Genomic DNA, 18,963 nt, shown 5'->3' on the forward strand with positions numbered 1-18,963 from the left:
GCGCGCCTCCGGTCGGGCTACGCCCGCCCTCCGCCGCACGCAGCGCAAGGCCATCTTCAACAAACCAGCATCATATTATCCGAAAAGGGGGTCCCTCTTCGACGCCGATCGGGGGTCCCTTTTGAACGCCGTTTGACAATCATAACGGAAGTGGGGGTGGCGAACGGGCCACCAATAAGTCCGTTCCGGATAAATAAAAATATTATCAGAAACATAGCCTTAGCATTGGCTTCCTCTTCTGGGCACCATTTCTTCACATTGTCGAGTGCGCGTGGAAATCGTCGGTAAGACGGTCTCCGACGCGCGTTGGTCCTACGACTGCCGATCGACATAGCGGAACGGGCAAAGCGGGCCGAGGATCGCATTCGGGCGTCCGCTGCGCAGGTCACTGGGATATGTGGAATGGTGCCGCTTCAGGACTCGAACCTGTGGCCCCATCATTACGAATGATGTGCTCTACCAACTGAGCTAAAGCGGCAACGAGGGGCGCCTCTATCAGCGAGCCGCGGCGAAGACAAGCATAGTCGCGCAGAATCTGGTCCCGGTCGGTATTTGACAATTCGCCTGGCGATTCGCGCATGCCGGCGGCCAGCGGCTGACGGAGTTTCCAGGGAAAAATCGGGCTTCTGACATGGGCCCCGACTGTGTGGCGGATGGTAAGAAGCTTCGAACGGGAATGACCGCCCGTAGATTCACTCACCGCGTGCGGAGCAGCGGAGGCGCAGCCGCAGTCGTCGCTCGCCTGTCGGACGGACCACAGGGGCTTGCGCCGCGAAGCGACGAGGCAAGAATTTGGTGCCTGCTATCCACGATAGCAGAGCCGGTCATATTCGAGAATCGCGCAGCATGTCGGGCGGCCGCTGGCCGCCCCCGAAACCGATCAAATTATGCGTAGCGAACCGATGCCGTCGTGCGCTTGCGGCGCATCAGGCCGCCGATCGCGCCGATCCCGACGATCATCATCATCCATGCGGCGGGTTCGGGCACAGCGGCAACCGAAAGCGACACGCCGCCCGAATTGTCGCTCAGGTTGTCGTCATAGATGAAGAAGGTCACTTCGCTGGCGGTGTCCAGCTTGAACGAGCCCTGGTATATGCCCGAGTTCGCGAACGACAGTGCGGCAGAGCTGTAATAGCCGTCGCCAACGCCAAGCGGACCAAGCCCGCCGGACCCGGCGCCGTCACCGAAGAGGTAAGTCGTGCCGTCGATGATATAGCGCGCGCTGTTTTCCCAGCCCTGAACGCAGTTCTTGCCAGCGCCGTCGCAGCCCGCGACCGAGCTGAAGCGGGTGAAAGCGAGGTTGGGACTGTTAAGGAACGACAGGTTGTAGGTTCCGGCGTCGAGGGTGACCTTCACGCCATTCGTGCCGGTCAGCGAAGCGTTGGCGACGCCGTTCAGATTGACGATAGTCGCCGCCTGAGCCGGCAAAGCAGTCATGGTCGCAAGCGCTGCAGCGGCGAACGCGGTCAATGCGAACTTCATCGATAAACCCCCTATAAACCCCACCTCGGGAATGATTCGTCTCCGTTAGCAAATCGTTGAGATCGCGTTAATCTTTTTTTTGTCTCATATTGAGACGGAATGCCATTCGTGCCGCGAAAGGCACATGGCGAAGCCGGGTTTACCGGTCGCAGCGGCGTCTGCCTGACGCTAGACGGCGGCGAGTGCTGCCATCACCTGCCGCCCATCGCGAGCGAAAGCGCCGATCTCGACCGCATCGTCGCCGCCGCGTAGCACGAGGTGCAGTTCCTCGCCGCAGATCGCGGGCGATGTGCCGCGAAAATCGAAGCGCCGGACGGCATTGTCGCCAAACCGCCGCTGCGCCAGGTCGAGGAGCAGGGTCGCGGTAAGCGGTCCGTGGACGACGAGGCCGCGGTAGCCTTCTTCCTGCGTCGCATAGGGCAGGTCGTAGTGGATGCGGTGGCTGTTGAAGGTCAGCGCCGAGTAGCGGAACAGCAGCGCCTCCGACGGCACGAGCGTCCGGTGCACATCCCAGCTCGACGGGTCGAAGTCGCCAGCGCCGGGCGGCGGCGGGGCGGCGGGGGCTCCGGCGGGCGCAGGCTCGCGGAAGACGATCGACTGGATTTCACGGACGGCGAGGGTGCCGTCTCCATGCGTTTCATGCGCGATCTCGGCGAAGACCAGCTTGCCGGTACCGCCCTGCTTTTCGGTGATCGAGACAACGCGCGAGCTGCGCATCACCGACTGACCGGGGCGCAGCGGGGCGATAAATTCGACCTTGCTCGCCGCCCACATCCGGCGCGGCAGGGGGATCGGCGGTAGGAAGCTGTCGTCGCTGTCCTCGCGTACCGGATGGCCGTCGGCACCGAGGATCGCCGTCGGCGCGTCGGGCAGGCACAGGCACCAGTGATAGGCCTGCGGGACACTGCCGTCGGCGGGCGCCGCGCGGTCGAGCGTCGCGAGCCAGCGCTTCACCGCCGACGCCTCGACGTGATCGTGGCGGACATCCTCGCGGCCGATCCATGCATGCCAGTCGTTCGTAATTTGGGCGCCCATCAATTGCGTCCTCCGGTCAGCCCGCGCGCGATCACCTGCGCCTGAATCTCCGCTGCGCCCTCGAAGATATTGAGAATGCGCGCATCACAGAGGATGCGACTGATCTCATATTCGAGCGCATAGCCGTTGCCGCCATGGATTTGCAGCGCGGCGTCGGCGTTCGACCATGCGGCGCGCGCGCCGAGCAGCTTCGCCATGCCCGCCTCGATATCGCAGCGCTTGCCCGAATCCTTGGCGCGCGCGGCGGCGTAACTCAGCTCGCGCGCCATGACGAAATCGACGAGGCTCATCGCGAGCTTGTCCGACACGCGCGGGAAAGCGATGATGGCCTTGCCGAATTGCTTGCGGGTCAGGGCATAATCGAGACCCAGCTCCAGCGCCCGGCGTGCGACGCCGACTGCGCGCGCCGCGGTCTGGATGCGGGCGCCCTCGAAGGTGCGCATGAGCTGCTTGAAGCCTTGCCCCTCCTCACCGCCGAGCAGGGCGTCGGCGGGTGCCGCGATCCCGTCGAACTGCAGCGCATATTCGCGCATCCCGCGATAGCCGAGCACCTCGATCTCGCTGCCGGTCATGCCGGCGGCAGGGAAGGGATCGGCCTCGGTCCCGCGCGGCTTGGGGACGAGCAGCATCGACAGCCCGGAATAGCCTTTGGCGTCGGGCAGGGTGCGTGCAAGCAAAGTCATCAGGTCCGAGCGCGCGGCGTGGGTGATCCAGGTCTTGGCGCCATCGATGACCCAATGATGGCCGTCGCGCCGGGCTTTGGTTTGCAGCGAACCGAGGTCGGAGCCCACATCGGGTTCGGTGAACACGGCCGTTGGAAGGATTTCGCCGCTTGCGATTTTCGGCAGCCATTTGGCTTTCTGCGCGTCGGTGCCGCCCATCGCGATCAGTTCGCCGGCAATCTCGGATCGCGTTCCAAGCGAGCCGGCGCCGATCCAGCCGCGCGACAATTCTTCGGTGACGATGCACATGACGAGCTTGCCGAGGCCCAGCCCGCCATATTCCTCAGGAATGCAGACGCCGAAGGTGCCGAGTTCGGCCATCGCCGCGACCGTTGTATCGGGGATCAGGTCGTTGGCGAGGTGCCAGCCGTGCGCGTGGGGCAGGATCGCGGTGTCGGTGAAGCGGCGATACTGGTCGCGGATCGCGTCGAGGTCGGCGTCGTGCAGCGTCTCGCTGGGCCAATGACCTTCCGCGAGCGCGGCGGCGATCCCGGCGCGGGTTCTGGCATGGTCGGTGTCGAGCAGGTCAGCGTACGCTTCGGCGAGTGTTCGCGCGGCGGCACCGAGACCGAGGTCGGCGGGACGGAAAATCTCATTCTGCCCCATCGGAAGGCCGCCGGCGAGCTGACCGATGCTTTCGGCAAAGGCGAGGGTGGCGACCTTTGCGTCGAGCGGGTTCGAGTCCTGGCCGGACTCGAGCCAGTCGAGCGTCGCCTCCAGCGCCGCGACGGTCGTCGCGACCCATGCGAAGCCATGCGCCGCGCGTTGCTCGCTATCGATCGGGCTGGCGGCCAGCCGTTCTGCGAGTGCGGCCTGCGTGGCGCTCCGATAGGCTTGAGCGGCGGTCAGCGCGTTGTTCAGATCGGCCCGCATCGTTATTTCCTATCGTCACCCCGGACTTGATCCGGGGCCCCGCTCAGCGACGGTGAAAAGCGGGGCCCCGGATCAAGTCCGGGGTGACGAGGAAGGAGGTCGTTCACGCTCAGGCGGCACGTTCAAAGATCGCGGCGATGCCCTGACCGCCGCCGATGCACATGGTTTCAAGGCCATAGCGACCCTCGCGGCGAACCAGCTCGCGCGTCAGATTGGCGAGGATGCGCCCGCCGGTCGCGCCGATCGGATGGCCGAGCGAGATGCCCGATCCGTTGACGTTGAGGATTTCGTTCCGGCTGTCGTCGTCGGACCAGCCCCAGCCTTTGAGCACTGCGAGCACCTGCGGCGCGAAGGCTTCGTTGAGCTCGACGAGGTCTATGTCGCCCCAGCCGAGGCCGTTGCGTGCGAAGAGGCGTTCGACGGCAGGGACGGGGCCGATTCCCATGCGGCTGGGGTCGCAGCCCGCCGCCGCCGAGCTGTGATACCAGGCGATGGGTTCGAGACCGAGTTCGTCGAGCTTGTCCTCGGCGACGACAAGGCACGCGGCGGCGGCGTCATTCTGCTGGCTCGCATTGCCCGCCGTGACCACGCCGCCTTCCAGCGCGCGCAGCTTGCCAAGCGTTTCCATGCTCGCGTCGGCGCGATAGCCCTCGTCGTGCGCGAAGACGACCGGATCGCCCTTTTTCTGGGGGACCGACACCGGCACCAGCTCGTCGTCGAACAGGCCGTTCGCCCACGCGGCGGCGGCGCGCTGGTGGCTGCGGACGGCATAGGCGTCGCACGCCTCGCGGCTGATATCGTAATCCTTGGCGAGATTTTCGGCGGTCTCGATCATGCCGGTGATGACGCCGAAGCGCTCGACGGGCTGCGACATGACGCGTCCGCGCGTCAGGCGGTCGTGGAGGGTGAGGTTGCCCGCGCGCACGCCCTTGCGGATATCGGTGCTGTAATGCTCGACGTTGGACATCGATTCGACGCCGCCCGCGACGACGACGTCGGACATGCCGGTCTGGACCATCATCGCGGCGTTGACGACCGCCTGAAGCCCCGAGCCGCAGCGGCGGTCGAGTTGGTATCCCGGTACCTCGAGCGGCAGGCCGGCGGCGAGCCACGACCAATGGCCGATGCTGGGCGCCTCGGCGTTGCCATAGCCCTGCGAAAAGACGACGTCATCGACGCGCGCCGGGTCGATCTTGGTCCGCTCCATGAGCGCCTTCAGGATGACCGCGCCGAGGTCGCCCGCGGTGATCGACGAGAGCGACCCGCCGAACTTGCCAACGGCGGTACGGATGGGGGCGACGATGGCGGCGCGGCGCAGGGTCATATTATGTCTCCGTTGAATATCGAAGGGTAAGCTGGTTCGTCACCCCGGACTTGATCCGGGGTCCATTCAAAGCAACGTTGAGAGAATGGACCCCGGATCAAGTCCGGGGTGACGAGGGGAAGGGATTCAACCGACACCGACAATCCCCGCGTCGATCAGGCGGGCGATTTCGCCCGAAGACAACGACAATCGCTCGGCCAGCACCGCTTCGCTATGCTCGCCATTGCGCGGCGCCGGACGCGGCGGCTCGCGCTCCGCTTGCGGGATCGTCGCGAAGGCGCCCGCGGCAGGATAGGCGAAACCGCTGGGGTTGGCGGCGCTTCCGAAGATCGGATTGTCCGCGACCAACGCCGGGTCGTTCGCGGCGTCGAGCATCGTGCGATAGGGCGAATGGACGATCCCGCCCGCGTCGAAGGCGGCGGCGAGGTCGGCATGGTCGCGCGCCGCGATCGCCCGCTCGAACAGCGGATAGAGCGCGTCGCGGTGGGTGAAGCGAAGACCGTCGTCCTTCGCGAAGGAGACGCCGCGCGCCGCCTCGACGGCCGCGACCGCCTCGCCGAGATTCAATGCGGCGATCAGATTCGCCCATTGGCGCGGAGTGACGACGACGATCATCGTCCGCTGTCCGTCGCGGGTGGTGAAATCGCGCCCGAACAGGCCGTAGACCGCATTGCCGAGCCGCGGGCGGTTCTCCCCCGTGTAAAGCACCTCGGCTAGGCCGCCCATATTGGCGACGGTGCCGATCGCGACATCGGAAAGCGGCAGGCGTACCTCGCCGCCTTCGCCGGTCGCGGCGCGGCGCTGGATCGCGGCGAGCAGCGCGAAGGCGGCATAGGCGCCGGTGAGCAGATCCCAGGCGGGCAGGACGTGATTGACCGGCTCCGACCCCGCCCCGGTGAGCATCGGATAGCCGACGCTGTTGTTGACCGTATAGTCGAGCGCGGGCGAGCCGTCGGCCCAGCCCATCACGCGCACGGTGATCAGGTCGGGACGCCCCTCGGCGAGCAATTCGTGCGACAGGAAGCCGCCGGCGGGGAAGTTGGTGACGAACTGTCCGGTCGCGCGCACCAGCTCCTGCAACAACTCGCGTCCTTCGGGTCGGCCAAGGTCGAGCGCGACCGATTTCTTCGCGCGGTTGAGGTTTTCCCAATAGAGCGAATTATTCTCCGCCGTCACCGGCCATCGCCGAAAATCGGGGCCGCCGCCGATCTGGTCGACGCGGATCACCTCGGCGCCGAACTGCGCGAGGTAAAGGCCGGCGGTGGGGGAGGCGACGAAGGACGACGCCTCGATGACCGGGAGGGCGGAGAGGAGATTATACATCCCAATCGCTCCCCAGCCCGGTCATCCCGGCGAAGGCCGGGATCTCACCGTCGCATTTGGATGCACCGGCGAGACCCCGGCTTGCGCCGGGGTGACGGATATCGGAGAGGTGGGCTGGGCTATCCAAGTCTCAGTTCGCCGCCGCGAATTCGCGCAGCATATGCTTGGCGATCTGAAGCTGGAGAATCTGCGTCGTCCCTTCGTAGATGCGATAGATGCGCGCATCGCGGAAAAACCGTTCGGCGTCATATTCGGCGAGATAGCCGGCGCCGCCATAAACCTGCACACAGGCGTCGACGACGCGGCCGCACATTTCGGATGCGAACACCTTGAACGCCGCAGCCTTGCGCAGGACATTCTCGCCCGCGTCGGCGCGGCGTGTGACGTCCTCTATCATGCATTCGGCGGCATAGATGTCGATTTCGCTCTGCGCGAGCATCTGCTGGATAAGCTGGAAGTTCGCGATCGGTTCGCCGAAGGCCTTGCGCTCGGTCGCATAGCGGACCGCACTGTCGAGCGCGCGGCGGGCATAAGCCGTGGCGGCGGCGCCGACCGACATGCGGCCGTTGTCGAGGCTCATCATTGCGAAAGCGAAGCCCCTGCCAAGCTCGCCGCCGAGCAGCGCCTCGCCGCCGACGCGGACATCGTCCATGACGACGTCGGCGATATGGCTGCCCGACTGGCCCATTTTCTTGTCCGACTTGCCGATCGTGACGCCGGGGGCGTCGAAGGGCACGACGAACGCCGAGACATGGGCGTTCTTGGGCAGATTCTCCTTGCTCGTCCGCGCCATGATCAGGCCGACCTTCGCGAAGGGCGAGTTGGTGATGTAGCGCTTGGTGCCGTTCAGCACCCAGCCGTTGTCGGTCTGCGTCGCCGTCGTCTGAAGCCCCGCCGAGTCCGATCCCGATCCGGGTTCGGTGAGGCCGAAGCAGGCGATCTCGCCCGCCGCGACGCGCGGTAGCCATTCGGCTTTCTGCGCCTCGGTCCCGCCATTCTTGAGGGCCGAGGCGAACATGCCGATGTTGATCGAGATGATCGAGCGGAACGCCGGCATCGCATAGCTGATCGTGTGGATCGTCTTGACATATTGGCTGACGTTCATCCCCGCGCCGCCATAGTCTTCGGGAATGGTCAGGCCGAAGAGGCCCATGTCGCGCATTTCGGACAGGATGTCGTCGGGGATGCGGTCGGTTTCGACGATCTCCTTCTCGGCAGGGAGAAGGCGGTCGCGCACATAGCGTTCGAGCTGTTCGATGAATTGTTCGAAGACGTCCGCGTCCATGCCGGGGTTGCTCATGGGTGGCTCCTCAGATGGGGTCATAGGGGAAGACATGCGCCGACACCTCGTCGGCGCGGGCAAACGCGGGGCGGAAGGCGGGAATCAACTCGTCGGCGATCGCCGCGGCGGTCCAGCCCTCGAGCCTGGTCATCGACCGCACCGGGCGGGGTTTCGAAAAGAGCAATATCTCGTTCTTGCGCACGCTGAAAATCTGATTCGTCACATCCTTCGACAGGTCGGAGGCAAGATAAGCAACGAGCGGCGCAATCTTGTCGGCCGACATCGACTGGAGGCGCTTGACGCGCTCCTGCTCGGCAGGGGTTGTCGCGGGAATCGACGAGGTCATGCGGCTCCACGCGAACGGTGCGATGCAGTTCGAGCGGACGCCGACGCGCGCCATGTCGAGCGCGATCGACTGCGACAGCGCGACGACGCCCAGTTTCGCTGCAGAATAATTGGCCTGACCCACGTTGCCGATGAGGCCGCTGGTCGAGGTGAAGTGGATGAAGCTGCCCGACTGCTGTTCGCGGAAATACGGCGTCGCGGCCTTCGAGACGTTGAAGACGCCGGTCAGATTGACCTCGAGGACGCTCTTCCAGTCCTCATAGCTCATCTTGTGCCAGATGGTATCGCGCAGGATACCCGCGTTGTTCACGACAGCGTCGATGCGGCCAAATTTTGCGACCGCATCCTCAACGATGCTGGCTGCTTCCTTGGGGTCGGCCACGCTACCGAAATTGGCGGCCGCCCTGCCGCCTGCGGCGATGATATCGTTCGCGGTGGTTTCGGCCGGGGTGGCGTCGCCGCCGTCGCCGGCCTGTGCGACACCCGGATCGTTGACGACGACCGCTGCGCCCTCTGCGGCGCAATGCAGGGCGAGTTCGCGGCCGATACCGCGGCCCGCTCCGGTTATGGCTACGACCTTTCCATCAAGGCATCCGCTCATCGCCGTTCTCCCGTCCGACTCGTGTCGATAGCGCGATATGAGCTTGGCTGCATCATTTCAACATTCAGAATTGATTTTTCATTATACTGAAAATAGGCAGGCGGACATGACCGGCCCCGTGCGCTCCGTCTCGCAAGCCTTTGCGATCCTCCGTCTGCTGGCCGATTCGAGCGCGCTGACGCTGTCGGATATCGGCCGCTTCGTCGGCCTCAGCCCGTCGAGCTGTCTCAACCTGCTGAAAACGCTGGTTGCGGAGGGGGTGGTCGAGCGGGATTCGCGAACGAAACTTTATCGCCTGTCGCCTCCATGGTGTGCGGCCGACGCTCTGCGTGACAGCCGTCCGGCGCGCCTCGTCGATCGGGCGCGGCCGCTCATGGCTGCCTTTGCCCAGCGCAGCGAAGCGGCCGTCGGGCTGTGGAAGATCGTCTCGCGCGACCGCATGCAGCTTGCGGTCCATGCCGAAAGCGACGCGGGGATGCGCCTCAGCCTCGCGGACGATCAGCGCCAGCCGCTGGGCAGCGGCGCGGCGGGGCGAGCGATTGCGGCGGTGCAGGATGTCGGTGAGGTCGAACTCGCGCGTCGCTATGCGCCCGTGCGCTGGCAGGCGGACCTGCCGTTCGCACGCTATGCGCGACAGGTGCGCGAAGCCTCCGCGCGCGGCTTTGCCCTTGATCAGGGTTTTACCCACCGGGGCGTGTGGACGGTGGCCGCTGGCATTGCCGATGTCGCGCCAGGATATTGCCTGTCCGCTTCGGTGGTCGCAGGTTCGCGCAGCGAGGCTGAAACCGAGGCGCTCGGCGCGGCCTTGATCGGGCTGCGCGAGGAGCTAATCCTGCAGACGGGGTAGCCGATCTTTGTTGTGCGGACATTCGGGTCGTGCAAGGGACGCGCCTGAAATCGAGCGTGCCGTAGCGGAGGAAATATGAAGTTCGACGTGGTGATCGTGGGGGCCGGACATGGCGGCGCTCAGGTGGCGGTTATGCTGCGCACGCAAAAGTTCGAAGGCAGTATCGCGATGATCGGCGACGAGCCCGAGCTTCCCTATGAGCGACCGCCGCTGTCAAAGGAATATTTCGCGGGGGAGAAGGAGTTCGAGCGCATCCAGCTCCGCCCGGCAAAATATTGGGACGAGCGCGCGGTAACGATGCTGCTCGGCAAGCGTGTCGTGTCGGTCGATCCCGCGGCGCATACGGTGACCACCGACGGCGGCGAGACCATCGGTTATGGCAAGCTCGTCTGGGCGACCGGCGGTAGCCCGCGGATGCTGCCGATTCCCGGCGGCGACCTGCCCGGCGTGCAGGGGGTGCGAACTCGCGCCGATGCCGATGCGATGAAGGCGGCGTCGGAAACCGCGAAGCAGATCGTCGTGATCGGCGGCGGCTATATCGGGCTGGAAGCGGCGGCGGTGCTGACCAAGGCGGGCAAGAAGGTCGTGCTGCTCGAAGCGCTGGATCGCGTCCTCGCGCGGGTCGCGGGAGTCGAGCTTTCGCGCTTCTATGAAAAGGAACATCGCGATCACGGTGTCGACTTGCGCCTGGGCGTGTCGGTCGCGGCGATCGAAGGCGAGGACCATGTGACGGGCGTGCGTCTGGCTGATGGTGAACTGATCCCCGCCGATCTGGTCATCGTCGGCATCGGTATTGTTCCTGCCGTCGAACCGCTGATCGCGGCGGGGGCCGAGGGTGGCAATGGGGTGCTTGTCGACCGGCACTGCAAGACGAGCCTTCCGGACATCTATGCGATCGGCGACTGTGCGGCACACGAAAATCATTTTGCCGAAGGGGCGACCATTCGTCTTGAATCGGTCCAAAATGCCAACGACCAGGCGAATGTCGTCGCCAAGGGCATCGTCGGCGATGAAGCGCCCTATCATGCGATTCCCTGGTTCTGGTCCAACCAGTACGACCTGAAGCTCCAAACGGCGGGGCTGTCGACCGGTCACGACCATGCGGTGCTTCGCGGTGATGTCGCGAGCCGCAGCTTTTCGATCGTCTATCTGAAAGCCGGCAAGGTCATCGCGCTGGACTGCGTCAATGCCACCAGAGATTATGTCCAGGGCCGGATGATCGTCACCGCGGGGCTCGCTGCCACCCCCGAACAGCTTGCCGATGTCGATAAGCCGCTCAAGGAATTGCTGCCTTCCTAGGCGGGTGGGAGCGTGGCGCTTTCGGCCGGTTCGTCGCCTAGCGCCCTTTTCAACGTCGCCTTGATATTACGGAGCAGGCGGCGGAGCGCGATGGTCACGACGATCGCTGCGACCAGCATGACGATAGCGATTACGATGGCAAGCGGCGGATAGGCGATCGCCAGCGCAAGAAGGCCACCGGTCGCGACATCCTCGCCCGTCGATACCGCGGCATTGCTGAACGGTTCGGGGCTGATATTGACGACCGCGCGTGTCGTTGCTTTTGCGCCGTGGCTTAGCAGAGCACCGCCGCCGCCCAGCAGGAAAGCGACGACCTGCCACGCGGGATCCGACGTATCGACGAGGGCGAGCGCAAGCAGTGCGCCGCCGAGCGGTCGGATGATGCTGTGGATTGTATCCCACGCCGAATCGACCCATGCTATCTTGTCGGCGAAGAATTCCGCGAGCGTGCCTACCGTTGCGACGCCGAGAACCCATGGGTTGGCGAGGATCTGGAGCGCTTTCAAATGTTCCGGAAGCGGCAGCCAGCCGAAATGCATCGCGATTCCGGTCGCGAGAATGGTCAGGTAGAGGCGCCAGCCCGCCAACAGGCTGAGGCTGCCGGCAACACCCAGAATCTCCAATATTCCCATGGCCCTGCTCCCCACATCGGCCGCTTGACGGTGTGTCATCTTGCACCGCCGAGCGCGTTGGAGCAATGGTTCGTCAACCTCGTCGGATGACAAGCCGGCGAAGCCCGTTTATCGATTCGCGCATGACAGATACTGTACCGTCCGCCCCCGTGCTGCCCGAAGGAGCCATCCCTGCCGCGACGCTCGTCATCATGCGACCTGCGGCGCACGGCGGGCCTGACGAGATATTGATGGTGAAGCGATCGACCACCATGGCGTTTGCTGCGGGCGCGGTGGTCTTTCCCGGGGGACGGGTCGATCCCGACGACCATGTCGTCGCGCGCCGGCACGGCTTCGCCGACGAAGCCGAGGGCGCGTCGCGCGTCGCGGCGCTGCGCGAGACGCTGGAGGAGACGGGGCTTGCGGTCGGTTGGCCGGCGCTGGCCGAGCGCGATCTGGCGGGCGTCCGGCAGGCGTTGCTTGCCGGTACGCTGTTGTCGGACATCCTCGAATCACGCGGCGAACGAATCGCACTGGATTCGCTCGTTCCTTTCGCGCGCTGGTGCCCCAATTTCAAAGAAGCCCGAACCTTCGACACGAGATTTTATGCCGTCATGGCGCCACCGCACGGACATGAACTGACGGTCGAGGAGGCCGAACATAGCCATATCTTCTGGTCTTCCGCACCCGACACGCTGGCGATGGCCGACCGGGGCGAAGTGTCGGTGATCTTCCCGACCCGGCGGAATCTGGAGCGCCTCGCAAGCCACCCGGATTTTCCCAGCTTTTCCCAGCATGCGGGTCAATTTCCTGTCGATCTGGTCACGCCATGGATCGAGGATCGCGATGGCCAGCCGCACCTGTGTATCCCCGCCGATCTTGGCTACCCTGTCACCAGCGAACCCTTCGATCGTATCCGGCGTGGATGAATTGTCGCCGATTTGGCCGGATTATGTAGGTTTAGCAAATTCATAACAATTGGCGGGTAGGGCAAATCGTCGTTGCAATTACCAGCGACACTGCCTACACAGGCAACGCAGATTCACGGCGATAGCGAAAAACTGCGGCGTGTTTCGAGAAGACTAGTTTTCCAGTGGACGGAGAATATGATGAACCTGTTTAAGAAAGCTGCTGTCTCCCTCGCAGCAGTGTCGATGCTTGCGGCTCCGGTCGTTGCTTCGGCTCAAACCCGTGCGACGTCGGACGTTGCCGGCGAAAGCGAACTCGAAGGCAGCACTGCCTGGATCGTCGCGATTGTCGCGCTCGCTGCCATCATCGGCGGCATTGTCCTGGCTTCGGACAACAACAGCGACACCCCGACCAGCCCGTAATCACGGCTGTTTCGCGTGAAATACCGAAAGGCTCCGCGCTCCGGCTCGGGGCCTTTCGTGCGTCTGGAGATGGCGTGGGCGCAGAACCTTCGGGAAATCCGCTTCCAGCGGCCGGGAAAAATAGCCTTCCCGGGAAGCGCATTGTCGCGATAGGGCTAAGGCCGTGGTACTGTCACGAAATGTGCGGGCGTCATAATTTGATAGCGCGGACGCTGCGTGACCGTGCAAGCGGTATCGCCTGACGTGCGCGGGTCAGCGCGCCGGCATCGACTGCGGCGAGCAGCAGATCATACCCCATATCACCTGCATGATTCGTCGCGGCGGCTTCGGCGATGACCGTGCCCCAGGGATCGATGATCACACTGTGTGCATAGGTCGCGCGGCCATCGGCATGCGTTCCGGCTTGCGCTGCCGCAAGGATGTGACAACCGGTTTCGATCGCGCGGGCGCGTAGCAGGACGTGCCAGTGGGCTTCGCCGGTCGAAACGGTAAAGGCCGCGGGAACCGCAACCAGTTCGGCACCCTGATCGACAAGCGCGCGATACAGTTCGGGAAAGCGCAGATCGTAGCAGATGCTGAGGCCGAGGCGGCCGAGCGGCGTATCGACCACCTCGATGGCTGTGCCGCCTGCATAGGCTGCCGATTCGGTCCAGTTCTCACCCGACGGCAGCGCCACGTCGAACATATGGATCTTGTCATAACGCGCCATGATCCGTCCGTCGGCGGCGATCACATGGCTGCGATTGACGCGCCGGTCGCCATCGTCGGAAAGCAGCGGCATCGACCCCGAATGGAGCCAGATCGCGTGGCGCCGGGCTATGTCCTGCAGCGCCGCAGGCCATGTGCTGTCGGCTTCACGGAGGATGTGCGCGGCCGAACGCTGGCGGTCGCGGTCGAGCAATAGCGACATTTCGGGCAGGAACACCATGGACGCGCCACGGCCGGCGGCATCGGCGACCGCGCGATCGATGGTCGCGAGATTGACGGCGGGGTCGATGCCGCTGGTCATCTGGACCAGCGCGGCGAGCGGTGCGGACGAGGGCGTTTCCATCCCGTCTGGCTAAGCCCCCAGGCGGGCAGGGGCAAGGCGTCCGTCGAAGTTCAGTGGCCAGCAAGGTTTGAAGACGATAAGGTTTGCCTATGTCCTATTCTCCCGCGTCGACGCCGCGTCGCCTTGCCCGATCCGCCCTCCTTTCCTGCGCTGCTGCCTTTGCGATCCTGCTCACGCCCGCCACGACGGCCCAGAATGTCTCGTCGCCGGTCGCCGCCCAGTCGGACGTCAAGAACGACTGGCTTTATGCGGGCAGCGACATTCCGCGCGACGCGGCGTGGCAATTTGGTGTGCTCCCCAATGGCGTGCGCTATGCCGTGCGCAACAACGGCGTGCCGCCGGGGCAGGTGTCGATCCGCGTTCGCATGGATGTCGGATCGATATTCGAAACCGATCGGGAACGGGGCTTCGCGCATTTGCTCGAGCATCTGACGTTTCGGGGTTCGGAGCATATTCCCGACGGCGAAGCCAAGCGCATCTGGCAGCGTTTCGGCGTGACATTCGGCAGCGATTCTAATGCGCAGACGACGCCGACGCAGACCGTGTATCAACTCGATCTGCCCAGCGTCACGCCGACCACCCTCGACGAAAGCATGAAGCTGCTTTCGGGCATGGTGCGCGAGCCGCTGATTTCCGAAACCGCGGTTGCGGCCGAGCGCGGGGTTGTCATGTCGGAACTTCGCGAATCCGATGGTCCGCAAAAACGCATCGCCGATGCGACCACCGCACACCTGTTCGCGGGGCAGCTGCTGGGCGACCGGTCGCCGATCGGGACCAATGAGTCGCTTGCAGCGGCTCAGGCCCAGTCCGTGCGTGCTTTCCACGATCGCTGGTACCGCCCCGACCGCGCGGTGGTGGTGATCGTCGGCGATGGCGACCCGGCCGAATTCGCGCGGCTCATCGCGAAATATTATGGTGACTGGAAGCCCGACGGTCCGGCGCCGAGGCAGCCCGACTTCGGCAAACCAAACCCCAAGGCGCCGGTCGCGAAGGCGATCGTAGAGGCGAACCAGCCGCTGGCGCTGACGCTGGCGATGGTCCGCCCCTGGCGAAAGCGGGTCGATACGGTCGAAAATACCCGGCGGCTCTATCTTGAATATATCGCCCAGGCGCTCGTCAACCGGCGGCTCGAAAATCGGGCGCGCAGCGGCGGCAGCTACCTCGTCGCAACGGTGGAACAACAATATGTCAGCCGCAGCGCCGACGTCACCATGGCACAGATCGTCCCCTTGTCAGACTGGAAGGCAGCGCTGGCCGACGTGCGCGGCGTCATCGCCGATGCGGTGACGACACCGCCGTCACAGGCCGATATCGACCGTGAAGCGAACGAGATCGAGGCGTTTCTCGCCAAGGAACTGGAGAATGCCCGCAACGAGCCGGGCGCCCGGCTGGCCGATGACATGGTGCGTGCGGTCGATATCAACGAAACGGTTACTAGCCCGCAAGGCCAGGTCGACATGTTCCGCGCGATTCGGGCCGCGGCGACGCCCGCCGCAATGCTCGATATCAGTCGCGCCATCTTCAAGGCACCGGTGACGCGCGTCGTTTTGACGACCCCGACCCCGACCCCAGGTGGGGACAAGGCGCTACTCGCCGCGCTTGCGGCGCCGGCGAAGATACGCGACGACCGGCTTGCGGCGCTCCAGGCCGACTGGAGCCAGCTTCCGGCGTTCGGTCCACCGGGAACCATCGTCTCGACGGCCCGGCTGGGTGGGCTGCGCGCCGAGCGGATCGAATTCGCCAATGGCGTCACCGCGCTGGTGTCGGACAACAAGGTCGAACCCGGCAAGGTTCGGGTCAATGTCCGTTTCGGAACCGGAAACCGCAGCGTTGCGGCCGATGCACCGAACTTGCTGTGGACCGGCGACTATGCGTTGACCGCGAGCGGGATCGGACCGTGGGGACAGAATGAACTGGACCAGCTCACCAACGGGCGCCAGATTCAGATGAGCTTCTCGGTCGAGGATGACGCCTTCGAACTGAGTGCCGAAAGCAAGCCCGCCGATCTTGCCGACCAGATGAAGCTGATCGCAGGCAAGCTGGCGTTCCCGCGGTGGGATGCCGCGCCGGTCGAGCGACTGCGGGTCGGGTATCTCACCGGTTACGAACTGAACGATGCTACACCCAACTCCGTTCTCGACCGCAATCTCAAGGGCTGGCTGACCGACAATGATGCGCGTTGGGCGGCCCCCGACAAGGCCGAGATTTCGGCGCTGACGCCCGCCGCCTTCCGTGCCTTTTGGGAACCACGCCTCGCGAGCGGTCCGATCGAGGTGCAGTTGTTTGGCGATCTGTCGTCGGTCGATTATCGGAAAATCCTAGCCGAAACGGTAGGCGCTCTTGCTCCGCGCAGTCCGCTTGCACCGCCTTCGGGGCAATCGGTCGCCTTTGCAAAGCATAGTGCGGCGCCCGCGCTCGCGTATCACAATGGGGACAAGGGGCAGGCGGCGGCGATGACGGCGTGGCCGACGGGCGGCGGTCTTGCCAACCCGCACGACGCACGCGCGATGGAAGTGCTCGCCGCCATTTTCAACGACCGGCTCTTCGATCGCCTTCGCGCCGAACAGGGTGCGAGCTATGGGCCGGTCGTCGACAGCCACTGGCCGACGGGATTTGAAAACAGCGGCGGCTATCTGCTCGTCGGCAGCCTGCTTGCCCCCAAGGACATCGATCGCTTCTATGGCATTGCAAAGGACATCGCGGCGGATCTGGTGGTGACGCCGGTCGGCGCCGATGAACTGGCCCGCAACGCCGTTCCGATCCGGGAGCAGGTATCCCGCGCCTCGACCGGAAATGTCTTCTGGATGTTCCAGTTGGAGGGTGCGACGCGCGATCCGCGGGTGGCGCAGGCCGCATTGTCCATGGAGGCGGATATCAACGGGGTGACGCCGGCCGATATCCAACGGCTTGCGCGGCAATATCTGTTGCCCGCGCGCCAGTGGTCGCTCGCGATCCTGCCAAAGGGGATGACGCTGGCCGACGCTTCTGCGCAGAACATGCCTGCCGCAGCGGGAGGTGGACGCTAACTCAGGCGGTTCCGCCGGGTTCGCTCCGCCGCGTCCGGCGGATTCGTGGCTCGCGGTCGAGCTGGCCCTTGGTCATGATGTCTTGGCGCATCTTGGCGCGGACGTCATGGATCGATGCGATCACCGGTCCCATCGCGACGCCCAGGTCGATCAGCACCGCCTCGGCAAGCTGCAGCGAGCTTTCGAGCGTTTCGGGCACCGCGTCGCTTGCGCCCGCCTGATACAGCGCCGCTGCATGATCGGCGCCGCGCGCGCGCGAAATGATCGGCAGATCGGGGTGCTTGGTGCGCAGATGGCGCGTCATGCGGAGTTGTTGCACGGGGTCGTCCATGGTCAGGACGACCGCTTCGACATTCTCGATGACCAGCTTGTCGAGGCTTCCCGGGCGTGCGACGTCAGTGAAACGGACAACGAAGCCGTCGCGTCGGGCCGCCGCCACCGTGTCGATGTCGGCATCGACCGCGATATAGGACCGGCCATGTTCGCGGAGCAGTTCGGCGACAATCCGTCCGACGCGGCCAAAACCGACGATCACGGTCCTTCGCGGCGAGCTTTCTTCCTCGGTCTCCGTCTCGGCGTTTCGCATTTCAATGCGCCGCGCGATGTCATGACCTATCCGCGCCAGCAGCGGGGTGATCGTCAGGCCGATCGCGGTGACGAGCTGCCAGAATTCGGCCGTGTCGCGGCTGATGAGCTGTGCCTGCAAGGCGGTTGCGAGGACGATCAAGGTGGTCTCGGACGGGCTCGCCATCAGCAGTCCGACCTCGGCGGCGGTCCCGCGCCGTGCCGCGCCGGAAAAACGCAGCAGCGCGGCAGTGACGCCCGCCTTGACGATCACTACGCCGACAACTGCCGCGATCAGTTGCGGCCAAAGCGCGACGATGCTCTTGAGATTGAGCCCCATGCCGACGCTGATCAGGAAAACCCCCAGCGCCAGTCCCTTGAACGGCGCGGTGATCGCTTCGACCTCTTCGTGATATTCGGTCTCGGCGATCATCAGCCCCGACAAAAGCGCGCCGACTATAGGCGACAGACCGACCGCTGCGGTCGCGAGCGCCGCGACGATCACGACCAGAAGGCTCGCCGCGAGGAAAAGCTCCGGATCCTTGGCGCGTGCCGCCTGCGCGAAAATCCTGGGGAGCAGGAACCAGCCGCCGATTGCCAGTGCGGCGACGACAACGGCGCCTTGCCACAGGGTGGTCAGCAGCAGTTCGGCGCTATTGCCGGACGTGGCAGGCGAAAAGGCCGCGAGGATGAAGATGATCGGGACGAGTGCCAGATCCTCGAACAGCAGCATCGAGAAGGCCGAGCGGCCAACCGCAGACCGGGTTCCCGCGATGGGAAGGACGAGCGCGGTCGACGACAGCGCGAGCGCGATGCCCAGGCCGTAAGCGGCGGTCGTCGAATAGTCGCCGATCAGGAACAGCGCGCTGCCAAGTATCAGGCCGCACAGGCCCAGTTCCCCGGCCCCGATACCGAACACCAGCTTGCGAAGTTGCCACAGGCGACGGAACGACAGTTCGAGGCCGATCGAAAAAAGCAGCAGCACGATACCCAGTTCGGCGAACAGCGCGATCTCGTCGGCCGATCCGATCGTGACGTGGCGCAACCAGGGATAGTCGGTGGTCAGCGACCCGAGGCCCGACGGGCCGACGAGCAAGCCGACGAGAATGAAGCCGATGACGGGCGAGATCCTGAAGCGCGCGAAGGCAGGAATGATGATCCCTGCGGCGCCCAACACCACCAGCGCGTCGCCGATGAGGGATGTTTCGGTTTCCGATACCATATGGGGCCGACCTTATGCAGGCCGG

Annotated in this window: 15 protein-coding genes and 1 tRNA gene; 5 read left to right on the plus strand and 11 right to left on the minus strand. The window is 64.8% G+C overall.

The features are described from left to right. Positions 1 to 403: 403 nt before the first annotated feature. From JNM03_RS03230 to JNM03_RS03265, 8 genes are all read right to left on the minus strand, one after another. Positions 404 to 478, minus strand: a tRNA-Thr gene (locus tag JNM03_RS03230). Between the two features lie 407 nt (positions 479 to 885). Then, a complete protein-coding gene (locus JNM03_RS03235) occupies positions 886 to 1,482 on the minus strand; it encodes a PEPxxWA-CTERM sorting domain-containing protein (protein ID WP_294034309.1) in 597 nt (198 codons plus the stop codon). Between the two features lie 168 nt (positions 1,483 to 1,650). Further along, on the minus strand, positions 1,651 to 2,517 hold the full coding sequence (locus JNM03_RS03240) for a MaoC family dehydratase N-terminal domain-containing protein (RefSeq protein ID WP_294034311.1): 867 nt from the start codon (positions 2,515 to 2,517) through the stop codon (positions 1,651 to 1,653). Next, positions 2,517 to 4,112, minus strand: coding sequence for an acyl-CoA dehydrogenase family protein (locus JNM03_RS03245; RefSeq protein WP_294034312.1), 1,596 nt, complete (start codon positions 4,110 to 4,112; stop codon positions 2,517 to 2,519). The genes JNM03_RS03240 and JNM03_RS03245 overlap by 1 nt, the downstream gene beginning before the upstream one ends. Positions 4,113 to 4,221: 109 nt before the next feature. Further along, on the minus strand, positions 4,222 to 5,436 hold the full coding sequence (locus tag JNM03_RS03250) for an acetyl-CoA C-acetyltransferase (protein ID WP_294034314.1): 1,215 nt from the start codon (positions 5,434 to 5,436) through the stop codon (positions 4,222 to 4,224). Positions 5,437 to 5,562: 126 nt separating this feature from the next. Then, positions 5,563 to 6,759: a CoA transferase gene (locus JNM03_RS03255; protein ID WP_294034316.1), complete on the minus strand. Its 1,197-nt coding sequence runs from the start codon at positions 6,757 to 6,759 to the stop codon at positions 5,563 to 5,565. Between the two features lie 130 nt (positions 6,760 to 6,889). Beyond that, complete coding sequence (locus JNM03_RS03260; protein ID WP_294034318.1) at positions 6,890 to 8,059, minus strand: acyl-CoA dehydrogenase family protein; 1,170 nt, start codon at positions 8,057 to 8,059, stop codon at positions 6,890 to 6,892. A gap of 10 nt (positions 8,060 to 8,069) precedes the next feature. Then, positions 8,070 to 8,987: an SDR family NAD(P)-dependent oxidoreductase gene (locus JNM03_RS03265; RefSeq protein WP_294034320.1), complete on the minus strand. Its 918-nt coding sequence runs from the start codon at positions 8,985 to 8,987 to the stop codon at positions 8,070 to 8,072. A 106-nt stretch (positions 8,988 to 9,093) separates the two neighbouring features. Between JNM03_RS03265 and JNM03_RS03270 the strand changes: the two genes are divergently transcribed. Both JNM03_RS03270 and JNM03_RS03275 read left to right on the plus strand, forming a co-directional pair. Further along, a complete protein-coding gene (locus tag JNM03_RS03270; RefSeq protein ID WP_294034322.1) occupies positions 9,094 to 9,834 on the plus strand; it encodes a helix-turn-helix domain-containing protein in 741 nt (246 codons plus the stop codon). A 75-nt stretch (positions 9,835 to 9,909) separates the two neighbouring features. Continuing rightward, positions 9,910 to 11,133: an FAD-dependent oxidoreductase gene (locus tag JNM03_RS03275; RefSeq protein ID WP_294034324.1), complete on the plus strand. Its 1,224-nt coding sequence runs from the start codon at positions 9,910 to 9,912 to the stop codon at positions 11,131 to 11,133. Here JNM03_RS03275 and JNM03_RS03280 read toward each other — a convergent pair. Continuing rightward, on the minus strand, positions 11,130 to 11,765 hold the full coding sequence (locus JNM03_RS03280; protein WP_294034326.1) for a DUF4126 domain-containing protein: 636 nt from the start codon (positions 11,763 to 11,765) through the stop codon (positions 11,130 to 11,132). The genes JNM03_RS03275 and JNM03_RS03280 overlap by 4 nt on opposite strands. 122 nt (positions 11,766 to 11,887) lie before the next feature. On the opposite strand from JNM03_RS03280, the gene JNM03_RS03285 reads away from it, so the two are divergent. Continuing rightward, entirely contained in the window at positions 11,888 to 12,673 is a 786-nt protein-coding gene (locus JNM03_RS03285; RefSeq protein ID WP_294034327.1) for an NUDIX domain-containing protein, read from the plus strand. 177 nt (positions 12,674 to 12,850) lie between these two features. Next, positions 12,851 to 13,075: a hypothetical protein gene (locus JNM03_RS03290; protein ID WP_294034329.1), complete on the plus strand. Its 225-nt coding sequence runs from the start codon at positions 12,851 to 12,853 to the stop codon at positions 13,073 to 13,075. A gap of 190 nt (positions 13,076 to 13,265) precedes the next feature. On the opposite strand, the gene JNM03_RS03295 is transcribed toward JNM03_RS03290, so the two are convergent. Beyond that, on the minus strand, positions 13,266 to 14,126 hold the full coding sequence (locus JNM03_RS03295) for a carbon-nitrogen hydrolase family protein (RefSeq protein WP_294034331.1): 861 nt from the start codon (positions 14,124 to 14,126) through the stop codon (positions 13,266 to 13,268). Between the two features lie 89 nt (positions 14,127 to 14,215). Here JNM03_RS03295 and JNM03_RS03300 point away from each other — a divergent pair, with 89 nt between their 5' ends. Further along, positions 14,216 to 17,152, plus strand: coding sequence for a pitrilysin family protein (locus tag JNM03_RS03300; protein WP_294034333.1), 2,937 nt, complete (start codon positions 14,216 to 14,218; stop codon positions 17,150 to 17,152). A gap of 1 nt (position 17,153) precedes the next feature. On the opposite strand, the gene JNM03_RS03305 is transcribed toward JNM03_RS03300, so the two are convergent. Then, entirely contained in the window at positions 17,154 to 18,938 is a 1,785-nt protein-coding gene (locus JNM03_RS03305; protein ID WP_294034335.1) for a cation:proton antiporter, read from the minus strand. Positions 18,939 to 18,963: the final 25 nt, after the last annotated feature.

Origin of the sequence: Sphingopyxis sp. (assembly GCF_016793825.1) — a bacterium.
Classification (GTDB): Bacteria; Pseudomonadota; Alphaproteobacteria; order Sphingomonadales; family Sphingomonadaceae; genus Sphingopyxis.

Excerpts from the sequence above, each read along its gene's own strand:
- JNM03_RS03235 (WP_294034309.1), bottom strand. The coding sequence starts at position 1,482 with ATGAAGTTCGCATTGACCGCGTTCGCCGCTGCAGCGCTTGCGACCATG.
- JNM03_RS03240 (WP_294034311.1), bottom strand. The coding sequence starts at position 2,517 with ATGGGCGCCCAAATTACGAACGACTGGCATGCATGGATCGGCCGCGAG.
- JNM03_RS03245 (WP_294034312.1), bottom strand. The coding sequence starts at position 4,112 with ATGCGGGCCGATCTGAACAACGCGCTGACCGCCGCTCAAGCCTATCGG.
- JNM03_RS03250 (WP_294034314.1), bottom strand. The coding sequence starts at position 5,436 with ATGACCCTGCGCCGCGCCGCCATCGTCGCCCCCATCCGTACCGCCGTT.
- JNM03_RS03255 (WP_294034316.1), bottom strand. The coding sequence starts at position 6,759 with ATGTATAATCTCCTCTCCGCCCTCCCGGTCATCGAGGCGTCGTCCTTC.
- JNM03_RS03260 (WP_294034318.1), bottom strand. The coding sequence starts at position 8,059 with ATGAGCAACCCCGGCATGGACGCGGACGTCTTCGAACAATTCATCGAA.
- JNM03_RS03265 (WP_294034320.1), bottom strand. The coding sequence starts at position 8,987 with ATGAGCGGATGCCTTGATGGAAAGGTCGTAGCCATAACCGGAGCGGGC.
- JNM03_RS03270 (WP_294034322.1), top strand. The coding sequence starts at position 9,094 with ATGACCGGCCCCGTGCGCTCCGTCTCGCAAGCCTTTGCGATCCTCCGT.
- JNM03_RS03275 (WP_294034324.1), top strand. The coding sequence starts at position 9,910 with ATGAAGTTCGACGTGGTGATCGTGGGGGCCGGACATGGCGGCGCTCAG.
- JNM03_RS03280 (WP_294034326.1), bottom strand. The coding sequence starts at position 11,765 with ATGGGAATATTGGAGATTCTGGGTGTTGCCGGCAGCCTCAGCCTGTTG.
- JNM03_RS03285 (WP_294034327.1), top strand. The coding sequence starts at position 11,888 with ATGACAGATACTGTACCGTCCGCCCCCGTGCTGCCCGAAGGAGCCATC.
- JNM03_RS03290 (WP_294034329.1), top strand. The coding sequence starts at position 12,851 with ATGATGAACCTGTTTAAGAAAGCTGCTGTCTCCCTCGCAGCAGTGTCG.
- JNM03_RS03295 (WP_294034331.1), bottom strand. The coding sequence starts at position 14,126 with ATGGAAACGCCCTCGTCCGCACCGCTCGCCGCGCTGGTCCAGATGACC.
- JNM03_RS03300 (WP_294034333.1), top strand. The coding sequence starts at position 14,216 with ATGTCCTATTCTCCCGCGTCGACGCCGCGTCGCCTTGCCCGATCCGCC.
- JNM03_RS03305 (WP_294034335.1), bottom strand. The coding sequence starts at position 18,938 with ATGGTATCGGAAACCGAAACATCCCTCATCGGCGACGCGCTGGTGGTG.